An 18,298-nucleotide genomic window follows, 5' to 3' on the forward strand; every position below is an offset into this window, starting at 1 on the left:
GTAAAAACGACAATCTGAATTTGCGCCCTGAAAGGGCATAATTGTATACGGTTCCGCCCTTTCAGGGCTTGTGGCTGGTGTGTTTTTTTCGTAGGGCGTTGCCCTACGCTATATAATTAAGCCCTTTCAGGGCACCCCAATAAATATATAATTGTAAGGCTTTCAGCCTAACTGCAAAATTCCCATTTAACTGCAAAATTCCCATTTAACCGCTAAATTCTCATTTAACCGCTAAATTCTCATTTAACTAATAACCTGTACCGTGATGGATGAAAAAGAATTTACCACAGATCTATAGGTTATACAGAATTTGAGAATTGCCTATAAAGTAATCCTTTTTTCGGATTGATCCGAATCTAGTCTGTAAATATATTTGTGTATGATTCGCCAAAGGAGACAATGGTTCTACAAGGGGTTGTAGGTGGGGGATCCGTTCCTCGGTGAGCAATGCTCTCTTTCTCGGTGAGGAACAGGTCTTTCCTCGGTGAGGAACGGGGTGTTGGTCGGTGAGGAAGAAAACGGACGGTTTCCGTCTTCTTCTTTTATGTAGATTTATTACTTCTTCTTTTTCTTCAGTTCCTCTGCAATTCTCCATTGTAACGCAGCTTCCACTTCTTTTCCGGCTTTTAACAGGGCATCCCCGAAAAGTTCGTGTGCGCTGGCGTGTTCGGGTTTCAGGCTGGTGGCTTTGTCCAGGTCGGCGATGGCGCCTTCTGTGTTTTCTGTTTTTAGTCGGAGCTTTCCACGGTTATAGACTGCTTTAAAGTTTGCAGGATGGAGGCTGACTGCGGTGTTGAAACAGTTTTCAGCGTCGAAGTACTCTTTGTTGTTGAAGAGTGTGATTCCTTTTCTTATCCAGGCATCTATGTAGTTGGGGTCGAGGCTAAGGGCTTTGTCGTAGTTGGCGAGGGCGGCACGTACGTCGTGGGCTTGGGTGATACATTCGTTTCCCATTAACAGGTACTCGTGGGCGTATTGTCGTATACGTTCCTGTTGTTCGCGCATCTGTTCTTTGAGCTTCTTGTTCTGCTCTTTCAGTGTATTGATGATGCCGAGTTTACGGCGGATCAAACGACGGGGAACAGGTTTCTCAATATCGTAGCGGGAATGGATGGCACGGAAAAACTGTTCCAGACATTCTTCCATATCCCCTTTGTCGAAGGCACGTGAAGCAGCGGCATATTGCACATCGGCTTGTGCTTGTTTCAGGGCTTTGTCGATGGCTTGGCGGTTGTTGAAGCGTCCGGCAAAGTTGACGATTTCGGGACGGACGAAGACATCGGCACGGTTGACAGGCTTTTTGAGTTGGATGCCGTCCAGTGAGGTACAACGGCTAAGTGCTACGTATGCTTGTCCTCCGGCAAATACACCGCCGGTGAAGTCGATGACTACACGGCTGAAGGTCAGTCCCTGACTTTTATGAACAGTGATGGCCCATGCTAACCGGATAGGGTATTGAGTGAAGCTGCCTAATACTTCTTCTTCTATTTCTTTTGTTTTTTCGTTGTAGTGGTAGCGGATATTACGCCATGATTCCAGTTTTACGTCACATTCTTTTCCATCGTCGGTGATGACGTAGATCGTTTCTTCTTCCTCATCAATTCCGGCAATGACACCAATCGTACCGTTTACCCACCTACGATCGAAATCATTTTTGATGAAGATGATTTGTGCACCGGGTTTGAGTACAAGCTCTTGTGAAGTAGGCAGACTGCTTTCCGGAAAATCTCCTTCGATAACTCCTTCAAAAGTAATGGGTTCTCCGGGGAGCTCTGCTAATTTCTTCTCATTAATGGAGTCGACCGTATCTCTTCGGGTGGCGAGTGTGATGTACATATCTGCTTCAGATTCTTCAATCTGGCTTCCGTAGCGGGTGTTGAGCAGTTGCAGGTCTGCGGCTCCGGCTGTATTGGTGCGGATATGGTCGAGGACACTGACGAATACAGGGTCCGTCTGTCGATATACTTTTTGAAGTTCGATAGAGACGAGGTCTATTTGTCCGAACACTCTGGCAGAGAAAAAGTAGGGGGTGGGATAGAAGCGGTTCAAAATTTCCCGCTCATCGTTCTTTACAACGGGTTCCAGTTGGAAGACGTCTCCTACCAATAAGAGTTGTTTTCCACCGAAAGGTTCGCGCAGATTATGTGAATAAACTCGTAAGATACGGTCGATGGCATCGATGATGTCTGCCCGTACCATAGAGATTTCGTCGATAATGACCAGTTCTATTTGTTCCAGCAACTTACGATGTGGCTTGGTGTATTTGAAGAACTCGTGAATACGGCCACGTTGGAGACTTAAATTAGGATCATCCGGCAATAACGGATAAAAAGGTAATTTAAAGAAGCTATGCATCGTACTTCCACCGGCATTGATTGCGGCAATTCCGGTCGGTGCAAGTACAACATGCTTCTTCTTGGTATGCTCGCAGACATAACGCAGGAATGTAGATTTTCCCGTACCGGCTTTTCCTGTCAGAAAAACCGATTGACGGGTATATTGAATCAGATTCAGTGCATCCTGAAACTCAGCGTTGTTAGTGTCTACGCTCATAATATAATAATATGCAAATTTGTTGATGTGCTAATTTGCCAATACGTTGTGTCATGAAATCGCGGGATAATAGTTTTTTGGGCGCATTGGTAAATCGGCACATTATTAAATAATTCCGAAATGTTTCATTGCCTTACTTATTCCGTCCTCGTCAATGGGAGCCGTAACGTAATCGGCAGCGGCTTTCACGTCTTCCTTAGCCTGTCCCATAGCAACTCCGATAGCTGCGTGGCGAAGCATAGTGATATCATTTCCTCCATCTCCGAATGCCATTGTTTCTTCCAACTTTATGCCGAAGTAACGGATGATTTCATCAATCCCTTTCTGCTTGGTGTCTCCTTTGGCTGTTATGTCTGCGAATGAGGGATACCAGCGTCCGATTTCGCAGGTGGGGATAGACGGACGGATTTCTTTTTCTTCTTCCTCTGTGATAAAAGGAGTCATCTGTATAATTTCCTTGCTTGTTGCTTCTTCAAAAGATACAGTAGGAATGACATTCACATGCAGAAAATCGTAGAATATCTTTTTCACCATATCATCAGGTTGGCAGACAGAAATATGATGTTCCTCTACGAAAATGCAGGGAACACCTTTCTTCTCGCAAAAAGCTGCCATTGCTTTCACTTCTTCCTGTGGTATGGCACTTTTATAAATAACCTGTTCACCGACAAAACAATAGGCTCCGTTCATGGTTATATATCCATCGATAAGGTTCCGGTCCTGCAATTCGGAAAGATTGTTGATAATGGCTTTCGGGCGTCCGGTAGCGATAAATATCTTCAGCCCTTTTGCGTGGGCAGCTTCCAACGCCTCGATGGTAGAAGACGGTATACGGTGAGTTTCAAAACTGACCAGCGTTCCGTCTATATCAAAAAATAAAGCTTTCGTCATAAATTCCTTTTTGAATTGAGTACAAATGTACTACTTTTGTCTCACATAACATAAAAACATTATGCAGTATGAACTATAATTTTGATGAAATAATAAACCGTAACGGTACAGATTCCGTAAAATGGGATGCTGTAGAAAGCCGTTGGGGACGCAATGACTTGATTCCAATGTGGGTAGCTGATATGGATTTCCGTACGGCTCCTTTTGTAATAGAGGCTTTGAAAAAACGGCTGGAACATGAAGTGCTCGGATATACTTTTGCTTGCAAAGAATGGTCGGAGTCTATTGTTAACTGGGTGAAAGAGCGTCATGGCTGGACGATCCGTGAAGAGATGTTGACTTTCACTCCCGGTATTGTCCGCGGATTGGCTTTCGTTATTCAATGTTTTACGCAAAAAGGTGATAAAGTAATGGTCATGCCTCCTGTTTATCATCCTTTCTTTTTGGTAACACAGAAGAATGAGCGTGAAGTAGTATACAGCCCATTGGTACTGAAAGATGGACAGTATTATATCGACTTTGACCGTTTTCGCCGGGATGTACAAGGATGCAAATTATTGATTTTAAGTAATCCCCATAACCCGGGCGGACGCGTATGGACAAAAGAGGAACTTTCTCTAATTGCTGATATCTGTTATGAAAGCGGTACTTTGGTGATCTCTGACGAGATTCATGCCGACTTGACCTTACCTCCTTATAAACACCCTACTTTTGCTTTGATTTCGGAAAAAGCACGGATGAATTCACTTGTCTTTATGTCTCCGAGCAAAGCATTCAATATGCCGGGGCTGGCCAGTTCTTATGCAATCATTGAAAATGATGAACTTCGTCACCGTTTCCAGAAGTATATGGAAGCAAGTGAATTCAGTGAAGGGCACCTGTTTGCTTATCTTAGCGTAGCGGCTGCTTACAGTCATGGAACAGAATGGCTGGATCAAGTGGTATCCTATATTAAAGGAAATGTGGATTTTACAGAAACATATTTAAAAGAACATATTCCTGCGATTAAAATGATTCGTCCGCAAGCCTCTTATCTTATTTTCCTAGATTGTCGTGAGTTGGGACTTAATCAGAAAGAACTGAACCGCCTTTTCGTAGAAGATGCTCATCTGGCATTGAATGACGGAACAACATTTGGCAAGGAGGGGGAAGGGTTTATGCGATTGAACATCGCTTGTCCGCGTGCAGTGTTGGAACAGGCATTGAAACAACTGGAACAAGCTGTGATAAATTTAAAGTAGCTCAAGCAAGAAATAATCTGCTGCTATATTATATTTAGTTGTTTTCCTTGAAGAGAATATCTTCTTCGTTCCCTAATGAGTTTTCGTTTGACTTAAGTCGAACGATAGAATAACTTAAGTCAAACTATCGCTTAACTTAAGTCAAACGAAAACTGGAATACAAGTTCGATCACTATTTATAGGAGGAAAGATATAAAAATTACTAGTGAAGGAAATTATCTTTCACTAGTAAGCAGAAGATCATCTGCTAGTTTATACCCCCCCGAACTGTTTACACTTCTGTGCCCTTTGCGTCCTCCTGTGGTGAATAATGATTTCCTTACTCTTGTATAAAATCTACCGGAATCAATCGTACTTCACTATTCAAACCGGAAGGCATAGGAGCCCAATGTCCATAATTAGCCGGACGATATCTTAAATCTACAATATTGATTTCCTTGAATTTGCGCCACTGCACTCCCTGTCTGTCCAATTCTGCAATCCGATTCGCAGGGAGGTTAGTGACTTCTATCTCGATGTGGTTTTTTCCAGGTCTCAGGAATTGTCCTACCTTAAGCTGATAAGGCACTGCCCATACACAGCCTGCTTCCTGTCCGTTGATTCGGACACGGGCACTTTCGCGTACATCTCCCAAGTCAAGAATCCAGTTGTTAGCTTTCAGAGCAGGCAACTCAATATCCAAAGAATAAACGCCAGTTCCCATATTTGTTTGGGCTGCCGGATGATCTATGTTTGTCCATGAACATGGACGATCTATATCAAATGTACCCTGAATCTCCGGTTTACTTTCAGCAAAGTGCAATTTCCAGCCATGGTCCAGGCGAAGACTAAAGGGTTGTTCTTTTACATACTTCCACGGCTTGGATGCTTGTAAAGGTTGTCGGTATGTTTGCAGGATGATAGACTCGCCCGATTTTAATTGCAGATAGACTTGTGTCTTTCCGTCTACCTGACGCACTTTCGCTTCTCCACATTCTCCGGTCATGGGGTTAAAGAGAGCGGCTGTTTCGGCATTTGTACCTAAAGTAATCCAACCATCTACTCCTTTATTTTGCAATGAAGAGATGAAGTAATGATGTCCTGTGTCATTTACTCTTCGGATGGTCTGCAACCCGAATTTTGTTTTCATTTCTTCCGCAGGGATATTGCAACTGGCTAATGTGCGTGCATAATCCGTTCCGGTGATAATCTTACCTTTCCCAATCGGAGTAACGGTTGTTTCTGAAAACGATACGGCAGGCAGATTCTTCAAAGTCTGTTGATAACTTTTTCGTTTCTGTCCCAGCTGACCATATCCCGGTACATCTGTCGGATAGTTTTCGAGGAATACAATGGTAGCTCCTTGCTTGGCTAGTTCATAAAGATGCGCCAGCACATCACTCGGCATCAAGTGCGCGGCAGGTACTACCAGTGCTTTATAACCAGTGCCGCCCGATGTAACTAACTGTCCGTTCTTGAAACGGGTACTGCGAATAAAGTTGTCAGAGATATAATCCCCGTCATATCCGCTGTTATTAATACGATGGATAGCATTGATAAATTTGGGAGCGAGTTTATCCATGTGGTGGATGGTGAAAAGTAACAATCGTCCCGGTTGCTCGTTCCACATGTCATATACCGGAAGATAAATCAGGAAATCATTATCCGGCCGTCCCATTTGCAGAAAACTCTGACAACGGGTTATGTAATGGAAGAAAGAAGGGGCATCACGCCAAATACTGTTCGTCGGACTCATATTGATAGAAGCATAGAACAGCCATCCGGGCCATTCGACTTCTTTCGGAGAATAAGGAGTACCGTGGAAAAACATGTGATTGACTCCGGAAACAAACATCAAATCCATATCCGGTTTACATTGCGACAGGGAAGTACGGAAATGCTCCGTCAGCCATGTAAATGTTTCGGAAGAAGTATATGTTTTTCCTGCAATATGAGCTGCCGAGGAGGCATATTTCAACATAGACAGGTCCGAATCATTCTTTTTGGTCAATGAGTCCTGACGCAATCCTTCGATATGGAACTGCGACAGTCCGAAACCTTCACATTCCGGAATATCCACGGAAGCATAAATATCAATCAGGTTACCGGGCGAACCATGTGCCTGATTACGGGTGATACTGCCGTTTTTGTGTGCCCAGTCTGTCCATTGATGACTGAAGTTCTCCAATAAGAGGTCGGAAATGGTTTCCCGGTAATCTGACACGATACGTCTGCTAACTTCCGGACGATTTTCATCCAGAAACTCGGAGAAATGTTCTTCCAGTTTATACCCCCGTCTGCGAGCGAACTGTTCCAGGAAATCATCCGTCCAGTCAGCTTGATAAACTTCGTATGAATCGTTGAAGAAAGTATGTGGATAACTTGTCTTGCTACTTTTGAAAGCACGGTCAAAGCGGGAAAGATAATTTTTTACCGCTTTTTTTGAGAGATGATTCATCACATAGCCTTCTCCTCCCGGAGCTGCCCGTTTCACTTTCTGCCTTGTTTTTCCGATGTAAAGAGCGATCACTTTCCATTTGCCGGCAGGTGCTTTCCATTGCAGCTTGTCTTTTTTGACGTGAGCAGTCAGGTTAATACATTTGCCTTTCTCATCGTATGCCATTACCCGGCTTAGTACGGAAAATGGTTGTTGCTTGGGATCGGTCACATTGATATCCTGTTCAATCTCTTTGCCGCCCTCTATTTCGTATGTCTGGAAGATAGCCTTGGTAGCCGCGTCTTCGATACTGACTTCAGGTCCGCCAAAAGGCCATCCTGTTCCGGTATTCATATCAATCTCGATACCCGTACGTTTTCCTTCCGCCTGTGTATGTTTAAGCATTTCCATCCAGCGGGGAGAAAGAAACTGAATTTCATTCGCGTCATTGCCTTGCACTCCATAGATAGGAGTAATTTCTACTGCTCCCATTCCGGTGCGTGCGTATTCTTCCAGATTATACGTCAGATTCTTTTCGTCTACGGCACTTCCCAGCCACCACCATCTGGCGCCGGGACGTGCTTCCACCGGAGTGTCTGGCCATTGTTGTGCTTGCATTACTCCACCTGCGGCGAGCAGGCAAAGAACTATCAATTGTCTCTTATTAATCATTCTTTCGGTGTGTTATAGTATTCTATATTTTCTGCGTCATCAGTTACAAAAAGCGGTCGTCCGTCCGGCTGTTCAAAGTGGAAGCGGATGCCGTCGAAGGTAATATTCCGTGCATGGCGGATATAAAACCCTTTAGCGGGAATAGTGCCGAACATCCAGGGCTCGGGATATACTTTCTCCTGTTCGGGCGGAATACGTTTGCCATCCTCTTCGCTATATCCTCCTTTATAATAGAGGTGAATATTTCGAAAAGTTACGTCCTCAATACATGCACCAGGCACTCCGCTGATGATGGAGGCATAACGGCTGTCGGCATTCCAAACGTTGATGTTGCTGATGAGAATACGTTTCATGGTGCCTGCAGGCGTACCTTCGGGGCTACGCATACGTGCGCCTAACCGGAGGAAGATAGGAGCGTTGACAATATTTCTCATTGTTATATTGTTGATAACAATATCTTCCAAATGTCCTCCGTCTACCGTTTCCAATGCCAATCCCCTGCAATGTTCAAAGATACAATTAGTAATCGCAATATTGCGGAAGCCTCCGCTGCTTTCTGTTCCCAGTTTGATGCGTCCGGTGCGGTAACCATGATCGGGGGCTTGCGGTTCATCCAGTTGCCAGGTGCCATCCAATACACTTCCTTTATCATAACCACTTACGTAACAATCGCTGATCGTCACATTTTCCGTATCTTGGAAGCGTCCTAAACCGTAGGATGCTTTCAATACAATGGCATCATCCCAGGGCGAGTTCACCGTGCACTGGCTGATACGCACATTCCGGCAACAATCGATGTCGAATCCATCCCGGTTCGTATCTACTTTCAGATTCAGAATGGTCAGATGATCTACTCCTGTAGCCAACAGGGCAAAATGTCCGCAATGCAGCATGGATAAATCTTTCAGAGTCACATTTCTACACTCCTTCAAGCTGATAGCTTTATTGCCTACACCCGGCAGACGGCTTTCTTCGCGAGTCAGCCCTTTACCGTAGATAAGTCCGGGCCCACTGATCGTTATGTTCTCCAGCCCGATTCCCCAGATTAAGGAATTCTTCCAGTGGCTGTGTCCGAAATCCTGATATTTGTTATGTTCATTCGGTTCGGCATTATCGTATCCTTCCTTTTTTCCGGGGAAAGCGGCAAGAATACACGCACCTTGCTCCAGATACAAATGAATGTTACTTTTTAACCGGATAGAATAACAGGCATATTCTCCGGCTGGTAGGTAAACCGTACCTCCTCCGGCTTCTGCAGCTGCTTCAATCGCACGATTGATAGCAGGAGAATCGATGGTTTTTCCATCCGCTTTGGCTCCAAAGTCCTTAACGTTATAAATGGCTGCATGTATATGGATGCAACCAATTAACAGAGTGAATAATAAATAAGCTCTTTTCATTTTTTGTCGATTTTGGCAAAAATATCCGGTAACATATAATAGTTGTAATCCGCTTTTTCATTCTGTTCGTAGAAACAGAAGTAAAGTCGGAGTGGCTTAGTGACCTTTTCTTGAGAGGGGATTGGAGAGAGATTGCAACATCCGGCCAATACCGGTCGGTCGGTCCGTTTGCCCGATTCGTAAAGCATCAGGGGAGTTTCATCCTTATGTCCGTTGCTCAAGCGAATATCATCGCTGGGAGTGACAGCCTGTAAAGTACGTAATTTCATACTTTCTCCATAATAGCAAGTGAAAGCCTGTCCCTCTACACTGAAGACATTGATATCCGAATCCGGCCGGCAATCGCCGAAACTCCAGAAGAGCTTATCCGCTTTTGATGTGGAAGTCACTTCTACTTCCAGAATAAATCCATGACTATCGGGCAGGGCTTTCCATTGGAAATGGATCCCTTCTACTTTTTCTTTAGGCTTCAGCCAGTGACTTTCATTTCCCTTCGATATTCCCAGCCGGAAAGTACCGGCAGGCGGAGTCAGGGATTGTGCTTGCGCATCAATGAGCAAGATTCCCAGCAGTACGGTGGTCAGGAGTTGTTTCAGCATAGTTGAAGTGGATATTACTTTGTTCATTTTCCTTTAGTTCAATAGCGTTTTTGTCTTTCATATCCAATGTGATTTCAGACAAATTGAAGTTTTTTGTATAGCAGATTTTCCCCGGTTTATGGGTCTGCGCTTCGATGGCATAAAGATAGAAATTTTCCAGACGTAACGAGTCATTCCAGCCGGAAGCAGAGATAAATTCATCTACATTTTCTGCTTTGATCTTCGATACATACACATTGCGGAAGTGCGGATAACCTTTTTCGGGTGGTGTTACCGGAGTCAGCATTACTCTCCAATGTTCCGGAATATCTTTCCCTTCATACTCTTTAGGTAATACACTATAACTATAACTGGGATTCCAGTTCAGATCCGCAGCTAGTACGTGGCGGACGTTTTCTGCTTTTACGTCGGTCATATAGATATTTTCGATCGTTCCTCCCCGGTTCATGGCACTCTTTAACCGTAGTACGGCCGAGGTGCCGACTGCTTGAAGATTGTATCCCAATATATTTCGTATGCTGCCGGAGGTTTCACTGCCACAGGTGATGAGGCCTGCACCTTTGCGGGCTATACAGTTGCGTATTACTACATTCTCCGTGGGGAGATTGACACGCAATCCGTCTGCGTCGCGTCCCGATTTGATACAAATATTATCATCATTGCAATCGACGTCGCAGTTTTCAATCAGAATATTAGTGGACGAGTCGATGTCGATACCATCCGTACTGGGGCCGTGTCCTCCCAAGTTATTATTAATGACCAGTCCGTCTATGGTGCAGTAATTGGAATAAAGAACCTGGCATCCCCAAAAGCCTGTCCGCATCAGGGTGAATCCTTTGAGGGTAACGTCCGAACTGCGTTCCACGAGAATACCCCGTACACGTTTGCAGTCGTAGTCCACAATCCAGCGCAGTCCTTTCGCTTCATATTCTTTTCGCATTTCCCAATATTTATCCCAAAATACTTTGCCCCGGCAATCCAGCGTTCCCTCTCCACTGACGGCAGCATTCTTTTCGTTGACAATGTTGATTACTGCCGCGGGCCATGTCATCTCAATTCCCGCAATCCGCGAACGGAATTCGGGATAATGATGAATGTGAGGACTAGCCAGTAGAGTCACTCCTTTATCCAGTTGCAGGTTGACACCACTTTTTACGAACAATGCCCCTGTCTGATAATATCCCGGTTGAAGGGTGACCGTGCCTCCGCCGGAGACGGAACAACTGTCGATTGCTTTCTGGATAGCCTCTGTGCTAAGCACCGTGCTGTCTGCTACTGCGCCAAAAGAATTGGCGGATAAAATAAGACTGTTTCCGGGCATTTGCCGGCTTCCTACACTGTCAGCCCATGACAAATCCGGTTGTTGCGGTACTTGCCCCCATTCGAAGCTGTTGCTTCCTGCCTGTTTGGCCGTTGGGGTGACGCAAGCTGCTGTCAAAAGTGTGCCTGCCAATAGGAACAGGGGAAAGATGCTTTTGGTTTTCATATTTATCTAATGCCTGATACTTAATACCTAATACTTATCTCTTAATTTCCGTCCGGTTTCTCTATTTCTGTGAAAGGTGATTCGTTCCAGTGGAAAGTATTCACATCATCCGGGTGTGCCGGGTTATATGCCGGGTCTATTTTTAAGTGTTTGGCTAACTCGGGTACGGCTTTCTTCATACCTTCAATCACACACTGGGCTATCTGATAAGCGCCGTAAGGGTTAAAGTGGGTATTGTCTTCAAAAGCCTTGGTCTGTCCGGGATAAGTTCCTGCTGGATAGTGTACGAAGGCGCGTTTGGATGTTTCCGTGCCTAACGCTTCATATAGTGTCCGAGTCATTTCGTTGAGGTCAATCAAAGGTATATTTTCTTTGGCGGCCAGCCAGCGCATGGCCTCCGGATAATCTTCGTGTGTATCGCGGATATGTCCGGTTGAGTCAAAGCTCCGGCGTTGGGTGGGAGTAACCAGTACGGGATATGCTCCACGTGCTCGTGCTTCGTCGATGAATGTTTTCAGGCTGGTCATAAAAGAGTAGTAAGCTCCTTTTCCGGGACCTTTTTGCTTCTGATCGTTATGTCCGAACTCCATGAAGAGATAATCGCCTTTTTTCATCTGGCTCAATGCTTTTTTCAAACGTCCTGCTCCGATAAAAGTATTGGCCGATTCACCGGATTCCGCATAATTGGCGATGCAAACATCTGTTCCGAAGAAATGAGGAATCATTTGTCCCCAGCTAGCCCAAGGTTCGTTGTCCTGATCGACTACCGTACTGTTTCCGCACAGAAAAACAGTGATGACCGACGGATCGGCAGGTTCGATACGGATACTTTGACACACAGGTGCATCTCCATTAAATTCCAATGTCAGTTTATCATCCCAGTTCAGTTTCGCTTTCTCACGGGGCTTGATTCGTACATATTCTTTTTCGGAGATACGAGGGGTACGCTTATTGATGATAAATGTTTCTTCTACGAATTGTCCTTTTTTAGTTGGCAGGTTCTCAACAAATAGCCGGCGTGACTCACCTCTTACGGTGGTCACTCCTGCCTGTTTTTTACTTCCCAGGCGAACTGTAACTTTGTAATTCCCGTCCGGAACACGGACAGAGAAGAAGAAAGGTGATTTACTCCCTTTCTCGGGTGTGGCGGTGAGGTCGTATCCGTATCCCGTCTCCTCGCTATATCGGGGTGCGTCCGACAGTTGGTAGGTTCGGACTTCTTCTTGGGCATGGACGGTTATTGTAGCCAAGAGTAGTAAGCCTATGATGGTAGTTTTCATTATAAATAATATGAATGTATATTGTTTATAGAATTTAGGCACGGATTACGCGGATTTCACGGTTTTTAGAATTATGCTTTCTATAAAGCAACAGTGTAATTCGTGTAATCCGTGCCTGATAATTTCCTTTTTAGTTAATTTTCGGTTTGAGCTCGTCCGGCGAATCTTTGGTATAAGATTTTACATCTCCTGCCACTTTGGTGAACAATGCCTGAATCAGCTCCGGAGATATTTTCTCTGCCGGACGGAAAGCATCTGAATTCATATAATCCAGAATTGCCTTGTGCATTTGTCGGGCAACGATTCGTTTTTCCGGTTGAGAGGTGATATCCATGCTGGTCATCATCAGTTTACCGTTCAATACGTTTGCTTCAAACAACATTCCGATTTTCCGGCTGATGAACCAGGTGTCGATGCTTTGAACGGTTGGCTGGAATTCTGCCGGGAAGTCGGTAAATTGCATCACTTGGGCTTTATTTAATAATTCCCACCATTGCAGGTTACTATGAAATTCCGTAGGAAATTCACGGAAAAGAGGATGATATTCATTCAGGAAAATACCAGTTGTGTGCGGCGGGCGCATCTTGAACCAGGAAGTATTCCAGAATACCGGAGTAAAGTATTGTTTAACTTCTTTTCCGTATTGTATTTTGCCCGCTGCCGTAATCAAGACATTTCCTCCTTCTTTCAGTACGGAAATGGCTTTTTCATCCAGTGTGTCGGTAGTATATACGCTTCCTTGTGTCAGTTCCACTTGTGCAGGATATACCCAGAAATCCCAGTCATTGACGGCATCGCTGCCTTCAATACACACTTCCAGATTTAGTTTCTGTGGAGTATCGATCCCCTTCAGGCTCATATCCACGCTGCCTAGTGCACAAAGGTTCCCAATAGGAATCGTTTGTGTGCCGACAGTTCCTTTGGCATACACCTTTCCGAACTTGTCTTTGATGGTATAGCTAGTTTTTGCTCCTTGCAGAGGGGCTGCACCAAAGTGGGAAACTTCGATGTCGGCATGGAATGTTTCATTATTGGTATATACAAACTTCGGAATACGGGCTAAGGGGACAGTCGGGCTGCAAAAACGTCTGAATTGTTCCGCGTTGATATATCCTTTCTCTTCAAAAAATACATCCAGTACGCCGACCAATGCCGTTCCCTGACCCGAATAATCGTTGAGAGCTAGCAATTGGAAACCTGCATAATCGGGGGTGCGCAATGTCTTTTCAATCTCATGCTTATAACAAAGTGCCTGCAATTTGCCCGAAGCCATCATAAAATCATAACTTTGGCTTCCCATGTAATTATCATTCAGAATATCCCTGAAAATCTCAAAGTTCTTCGCCTTGTTGACTCCGGTATATTTGCGGATTTCGTTGAAATTCGGGAATACGCACCATTGACCTGTTTCATGTGATACATACGGTTGTTTCACGGTGTCTATCCTTGCGCGATAATCCGATTCGCTTTCCGGTTGCGCACCTGCCCAACTCAAACCGCGTGCTCCGGCTTTCACATGGTATTCATTGTGAGGTTGCCACTGCCAGCTGTTTCCTACGGAAGCTCCCGTATATACACGACGCGGATCTGTCGCTTTCCAATAATCGACAAACTTGCTCACCCATGCTACCCAGCGTCCGGAAGGTTCGTTACCACAAGCCAGCATACAGTAAGATGCATAATTTCCGTATTCTTTAGTCAGGGCAATTGTTTCGTCCATCAGATATTTGTCAATTGGCTGTCCGTTACCCAGTCTTGGTCCGTGATTCGGCCAACTCGGACCTTCCGGTTGCAGATAGAAACCGACCAGATCGGCTGCGATAAAAGCAGCTTCCGGCGGGCAGAAAGAATGAAAACGCATGTGATTCAAACCATAGTTGCGGCAAATGCGGAACACCCGCTCCCAGGAAGCTACGTCCATCGGAGCATAACCGGTCAATGGGAAATCACAGTTTTCCACTGTGCCGCGAAGCATTGTTTTGCGGCCATTGACGTAGAACCATTTTCCTTCTATCTTGAAATCGCGCATTCCAAATTGTACCTGTTTGATGTCGGCCTGTTTACCGTTGGTCAGTTTGGCCGTCAGTTTATACAGTGCAGGATTAAACTCATCCCATGTGAGGAAATCTTTTCCCATAGGAAGTTCCATCTCTATCGCATTGTCTCCCGGACGGATATGGAAGCTTTGCTGAACAGGAGCTACTTTGTGTTGAGTGTCCGTATTGAAACTTTCGGCAGAAAGTGTAATATCTCCTTTAGTGGAAGAGGCAGACTGTATGTTCATGCGTACCAGTGCTTTCTGATTGTTTAAATCAGGGTATATCTGAATGTCTTCAAAATGAACTTTAGGAGTGGCCTGTAATTCGATTCGTCCTACGATCCCGTTCCAGTTACCTTGTGTTTGGTCGGTGATGCTGTGAGAGTCGGGACCTACATTGATTTCTTTGATGCGGTTGTCGATGCGGATAGTAATCAGGCAGGTTTTGCCGGGAGTAACAGCAGAAGTCAGATCATACACATGAGGGACACAAAGACTGTTCTGCATACCGAGTTCCTGTTGATTGACCCATACGGTCGTTTCGATGTGCGGGCGTTCCAGGAAAAGAGTGATTCTTTCTCCTTTCCAGTTGGAAGGTATTGTAACTTTCTTTTGATACCAGGCTACCCCTACATAATGTTTGTCGGGAGTCAGGAAAAAGGGAAGTTTCACTTGTCCTTCTATTCTGTATTTCTCCATGTATGGATTGAAATAGTAAGAGCTGTCATACAAGCTTCCGGTCCACCGGGTGCGGGCGGTTACTTCATCTCCTTTCAGCTTTTCGGGCATGGAGCCGGGGAGATTAATCTGATCATCAAGGCTTTTTTTGAACCATTGTTCCTTGGTGCCGATATCTTCCCGGTCTATCTGGAAATTCCATTTGCCGGATAAACTGAAAGAATGATTTTGCCCCGTTACGGTCAGTATAGAGGCAAATACGATGGCAATACTTACTAAAAGTTGTTTCATGATATATAGAATTGATATGTTTTTCATCTCTATTTTAAAATCTGCCGCTAAAGTAGAGCTTTTTAAGGGTTTAGTAAATAGAAAGATGTACAGATACATAGAATATTGTATCAAAATGCACTTATAGGACGGATGGTGTACAAAACTACATGGATTTGAAATATTGTCCATGCTCTTTATCTTTGAGGAGGTTGGGAGATACCTTATCTTTGCGGGGTAAACTTTTTAATCTTAAAAAGAACCATGAAAAAAGTAGTTGTTTGGATGGCTCTAAGTCTTTGCTCGGTAATGACAATCTTCGCCGGTGAGACTGCTTATCTCTTTTCTTATTTCATCAATGACAGTAAAGATGGATTGCATTTAGCTTATAGTTATGACGGATTGAACTGGATGCCTTTGAATGGCGGACGCTCTTATCTGACACCTTCCGTTGGTAAAGATAAATTAATGCGAGATCCGAGTATTTGCCAGGCTCCGGACGGAACTTTCCACATGGTCTGGACTTCCAGTTGGACTGATCGGATTATCGGCCATGCCTCTTCCCGTGATTTGATTCATTGGAGTGAGCAACAGGCTATTCCGGTGATGATGCACGAGCCGACTGCCCATAATTGTTGGGCACCTGAACTCTTTTATGACGAACCTTCACAAACTTACTATATCTTTTGGGCGACTACGATTCCTGGTCGTCATAAAGAAGTGGCTACCAGCGAAAGCGAGAAGGGATTGAATCATCGTATTTATTATGTGACAACAAAGGATTTCCGTACTTTCTCAAAGACGAAAATGTTCTTCAATCCTGATTTCAGTGTGATTGACGCTGCCATTGTGAAAGATCCGAAGGTGGGAGACCTGATAATGATAGTCAAGAATGAAAACTCCAATCCGCCGGAAAAGAATTTGCGCGTTACGCGTACAAAAAAGATCGAAAAAGGATTTCCGACCAAAGTATCGGCGCCTATTACAGGAAAGTATTGGGCGGAAGGACCTGCTCCTCTTTTTGTCGGTGATACGCTTTATGTTTATTTCGATAAATATCGTGATCATCGTTATGGTGCCGTTCGCTCTTTAGATCATGGCGAAACATGGGAAGACGTGTCCGATCAAGTTTCTTTTCCGAGAGGTATCCGTCATGGAACGGCGTTTGCGGTAGATGCTTCCGTGGTGGAGGCATTGATAGCCAATCGTACTTATAATCCTTTAATCCCCGATAATGTGGCGGATCCTTCTGTTTCTAAGTTTGGTGATACCTATTATCTCTACGGAACCACTGATTTGGATTATGGTCTTGAACGTGCCGGAACACCTGTTGTGTGGAAGTCGAAAGATTTTGTAAACTGGAGCTTTGAGGGTTCTCATATTAGTGATTTCGACTGGTCGAAGGGATATGAATATACGAATGATAAAGGTGAAAAGAAAAAAGGATATTTCCGGTATTGGGCTCCCGGGAGAGTGATTGAACACGATGGAAAGTTTTATTTATATGTTACCTTTGTCAAGCCCGGTGATAAGATGGGGACTTATGTGCTTGTTGCAGATCGTCCGGAGGGTCCTTTCCGGTTTACCGAAGGAAAAGGGCTTTTTGTTTCCGGAGAAGAAGTAGATAGCTCTGCCATTATTAATGATATCGACGGAGAGCCTTTTATTGATGATGACGGTACGGGATATATCTTTTGGCGTCGTCGGAATGCGGCACGTCTTTCTGCTGACCGGCTTCATCTGGATGGGGAACCGGTGACATTGAAAACAGCCCGTCAGGGATATTCAGAGGGCCCCGTAATGTTTAAACGTAAAGGTATCTATTATTATATTTATACATTGAGCGGTCATCAGAATTATGCAAATGCATACATGATGAGCCGCGAATCTCCTCTTACAGGTTTTGTGAAACCGGAAGGCAACGATATCTTTTTGTTTTCTTCTCCCGAAAATCAAGTGTGGGGACCGGGGCATGGCAATGTGTTCTACGATGAAGGAACGGATGAGTATATCTTTCTTTATCTTGAATACGGAGATGGTGGAACCACCCGGCAGGTATATGCTAACCGGATGGAATTTAATGATGACGGAACAATTAAGACTTTAGTTCCCGATAAGCGTGGAGTGGGGTACCTGGCAGCTCCACAAGAGAAACGGACGAATTTGTCTTTGCAGTCACATTTTTATGCTTCCAGCGAGAAAGAACCGCGCACTTCTGTGGTTAGCATTGAAACACAGCCTAACCAGCCTCTACCGGAGAAAGCCTCCGTGAAGAATTATACTCGAACGCATACTTATCAGGCTGCTCATGTAGCCGATGAATCGAATGGAACTCGTTGGATGGCAGCCGATACGGATAGCAGTCCATTCATTACGGTGGATTTAAAAGGGATTCGCAATGTCAACGAATGTCAGTTTTACTTTACCCGCCCTACTGAAGGACATACGTGGCGGTTAGAAAAATCGATGGATGGAAAAAACTGGCGGACATGTGCCGAACAAGCTAAAGTAGAAGTGCGCTCCCCGCATTTGGCGAAGGAGATAGGGGAGGCCCGTTATCTTCGTCTTCATATCCGCAGGGGAGATGCTGGATTGTGGGAATGGAAAATCTATGAGAAATGATAATTTTGCGGAGTGCCCTGAAAGGGCTTAATTATATAGCGTAGGGCAACGCCCTACGTAAAAACGACAATCTGAATTTGCGCCCTGAAAGGGCATAATTGTATACGGTTCCGCCCTTTCAGGGCTTGTGGCTGGTGTGTTTTTCTCGTAGG

Annotated in this window: 10 protein-coding genes; 2 read left to right on the forward strand and 8 right to left on the reverse strand. The window is 44.7% G+C overall.

The features are described from left to right. Nucleotides 1-555 precede the first annotated feature (555 nt). Both HMPREF0106_RS11860 and HMPREF0106_RS11855 read right to left on the reverse strand, forming a co-directional pair. On the reverse strand, nucleotides 556-2,553 hold the full coding sequence (locus HMPREF0106_RS11860; RefSeq protein WP_009040078.1) for a tetratricopeptide repeat protein: 1,998 nt from the start codon (nucleotides 2,551-2,553) through the stop codon (nucleotides 556-558). A gap of 105 nt (nucleotides 2,554-2,658) precedes the next feature. Beyond that, nucleotides 2,659-3,444: a Cof-type HAD-IIB family hydrolase gene (locus tag HMPREF0106_RS11855; protein WP_004316729.1), complete on the reverse strand. Its 786-nt coding sequence runs from the start codon at nucleotides 3,442-3,444 to the stop codon at nucleotides 2,659-2,661. Nucleotides 3,445-3,512: 68 nt separating this feature from the next. Here HMPREF0106_RS11855 and HMPREF0106_RS11850 point away from each other — a divergent pair, with 68 nt between their 5' ends. Next, nucleotides 3,513-4,685 carry a MalY/PatB family protein gene (locus HMPREF0106_RS11850; protein WP_009040079.1) on the forward strand — a complete coding sequence of 391 codons (1,173 nt, stop codon included), beginning with the start codon at nucleotides 3,513-3,515 and terminating at the stop codon, nucleotides 4,683-4,685. 319 nt (nucleotides 4,686-5,004) lie between these two features. Here HMPREF0106_RS11850 and HMPREF0106_RS11845 read toward each other — a convergent pair whose 3' ends face one another. The 6 genes from HMPREF0106_RS11845 to HMPREF0106_RS11820 form a co-directional block, all read right to left on the reverse strand. Beyond that, nucleotides 5,005-7,773, reverse strand: a complete 2,769-nt coding sequence (locus HMPREF0106_RS11845; RefSeq protein WP_009040080.1) for a glycosyl hydrolase — start codon at nucleotides 7,771-7,773, stop codon at nucleotides 5,005-5,007. Next, entirely contained in the window at nucleotides 7,770-9,173 is a 1,404-nt protein-coding gene (locus HMPREF0106_RS11840) for a glycoside hydrolase family 28 protein (protein ID WP_009040081.1), read from the reverse strand. The genes HMPREF0106_RS11845 and HMPREF0106_RS11840 overlap by 4 nt, the downstream gene beginning before the upstream one ends. Then, complete coding sequence (locus HMPREF0106_RS11835) at nucleotides 9,170-9,772, reverse strand: DUF4450 domain-containing protein (RefSeq protein WP_032851368.1); 603 nt, start codon at nucleotides 9,770-9,772, stop codon at nucleotides 9,170-9,172. The genes HMPREF0106_RS11840 and HMPREF0106_RS11835 overlap by 4 nt, the downstream gene beginning before the upstream one ends. After that, the gene (locus HMPREF0106_RS11830) at nucleotides 9,723-11,258 is read right to left on the reverse strand and encodes a glycoside hydrolase family 28 protein (RefSeq protein ID WP_009040083.1); all 1,536 of its coding nucleotides are present in this window, start codon (nucleotides 11,256-11,258) and stop codon (nucleotides 9,723-9,725) included. The genes HMPREF0106_RS11835 and HMPREF0106_RS11830 overlap by 50 nt, the downstream gene beginning before the upstream one ends. Nucleotides 11,259-11,299: 41 nt before the next feature. Continuing rightward, on the reverse strand, nucleotides 11,300-12,538 hold the full coding sequence (locus HMPREF0106_RS11825) for a rhamnogalacturonan acetylesterase (RefSeq protein ID WP_032851369.1): 1,239 nt from the start codon (nucleotides 12,536-12,538) through the stop codon (nucleotides 11,300-11,302). Nucleotides 12,539-12,668: 130 nt separating this feature from the next. After that, a complete protein-coding gene (locus HMPREF0106_RS11820) occupies nucleotides 12,669-15,545 on the reverse strand; it encodes a sugar-binding domain-containing protein (RefSeq protein ID WP_032851371.1) in 2,877 nt (958 codons plus the stop codon). Between the two features lie 243 nt (nucleotides 15,546-15,788). On the opposite strand from HMPREF0106_RS11820, the gene HMPREF0106_RS11815 reads away from it, so the two are divergent. Then, a complete protein-coding gene (locus HMPREF0106_RS11815; protein WP_009040086.1) occupies nucleotides 15,789-18,146 on the forward strand; it encodes a family 43 glycosylhydrolase in 2,358 nt (785 codons plus the stop codon). Nucleotides 18,147-18,298 lie beyond the last annotated feature (152 nt).

The sequence above is a fragment of the Bacteroides sp. D22 genome (assembly GCF_000163675.1).
Lineage (GTDB): Bacteria > Bacteroidota > Bacteroidia > Bacteroidales > Bacteroidaceae > Bacteroides > Bacteroides xylanisolvens.

What these genes read in the sequence shown, in the direction of transcription:
- HMPREF0106_RS11815 (WP_009040086.1), top strand. Translation starts at nt 15,789, where the DNA reads ATGAAAAAAGTAGTTGTTTGGATGGCTCTAAGTCTTTGCTCGGTAATG.
- HMPREF0106_RS11855 (WP_004316729.1), bottom strand. Translation starts at nt 3,444, where the DNA reads ATGACGAAAGCTTTATTTTTTGATATAGACGGAACGCTGGTCAGTTTT.
- HMPREF0106_RS11825 (WP_032851369.1), bottom strand. Translation starts at nt 12,538, where the DNA reads ATGAAAACTACCATCATAGGCTTACTACTCTTGGCTACAATAACCGTC.
- HMPREF0106_RS11820 (WP_032851371.1), bottom strand. Translation starts at nt 15,545, where the DNA reads ATGAAACAACTTTTAGTAAGTATTGCCATCGTATTTGCCTCTATACTG.
- HMPREF0106_RS11840 (WP_009040081.1), bottom strand. Translation starts at nt 9,173, where the DNA reads ATGAAAAGAGCTTATTTATTATTCACTCTGTTAATTGGTTGCATCCAT.
- HMPREF0106_RS11830 (WP_009040083.1), bottom strand. Translation starts at nt 11,258, where the DNA reads ATGAAAACCAAAAGCATCTTTCCCCTGTTCCTATTGGCAGGCACACTT.
- HMPREF0106_RS11845 (WP_009040080.1), bottom strand. Translation starts at nt 7,773, where the DNA reads ATGATTAATAAGAGACAATTGATAGTTCTTTGCCTGCTCGCCGCAGGT.
- HMPREF0106_RS11860 (WP_009040078.1), bottom strand. Translation starts at nt 2,553, where the DNA reads ATGAGCGTAGACACTAACAACGCTGAGTTTCAGGATGCACTGAATCTG.
- HMPREF0106_RS11850 (WP_009040079.1), top strand. Translation starts at nt 3,513, where the DNA reads ATGAACTATAATTTTGATGAAATAATAAACCGTAACGGTACAGATTCC.
- HMPREF0106_RS11835 (WP_032851368.1), bottom strand. Translation starts at nt 9,772, where the DNA reads ATGCTGAAACAACTCCTGACCACCGTACTGCTGGGAATCTTGCTCATT.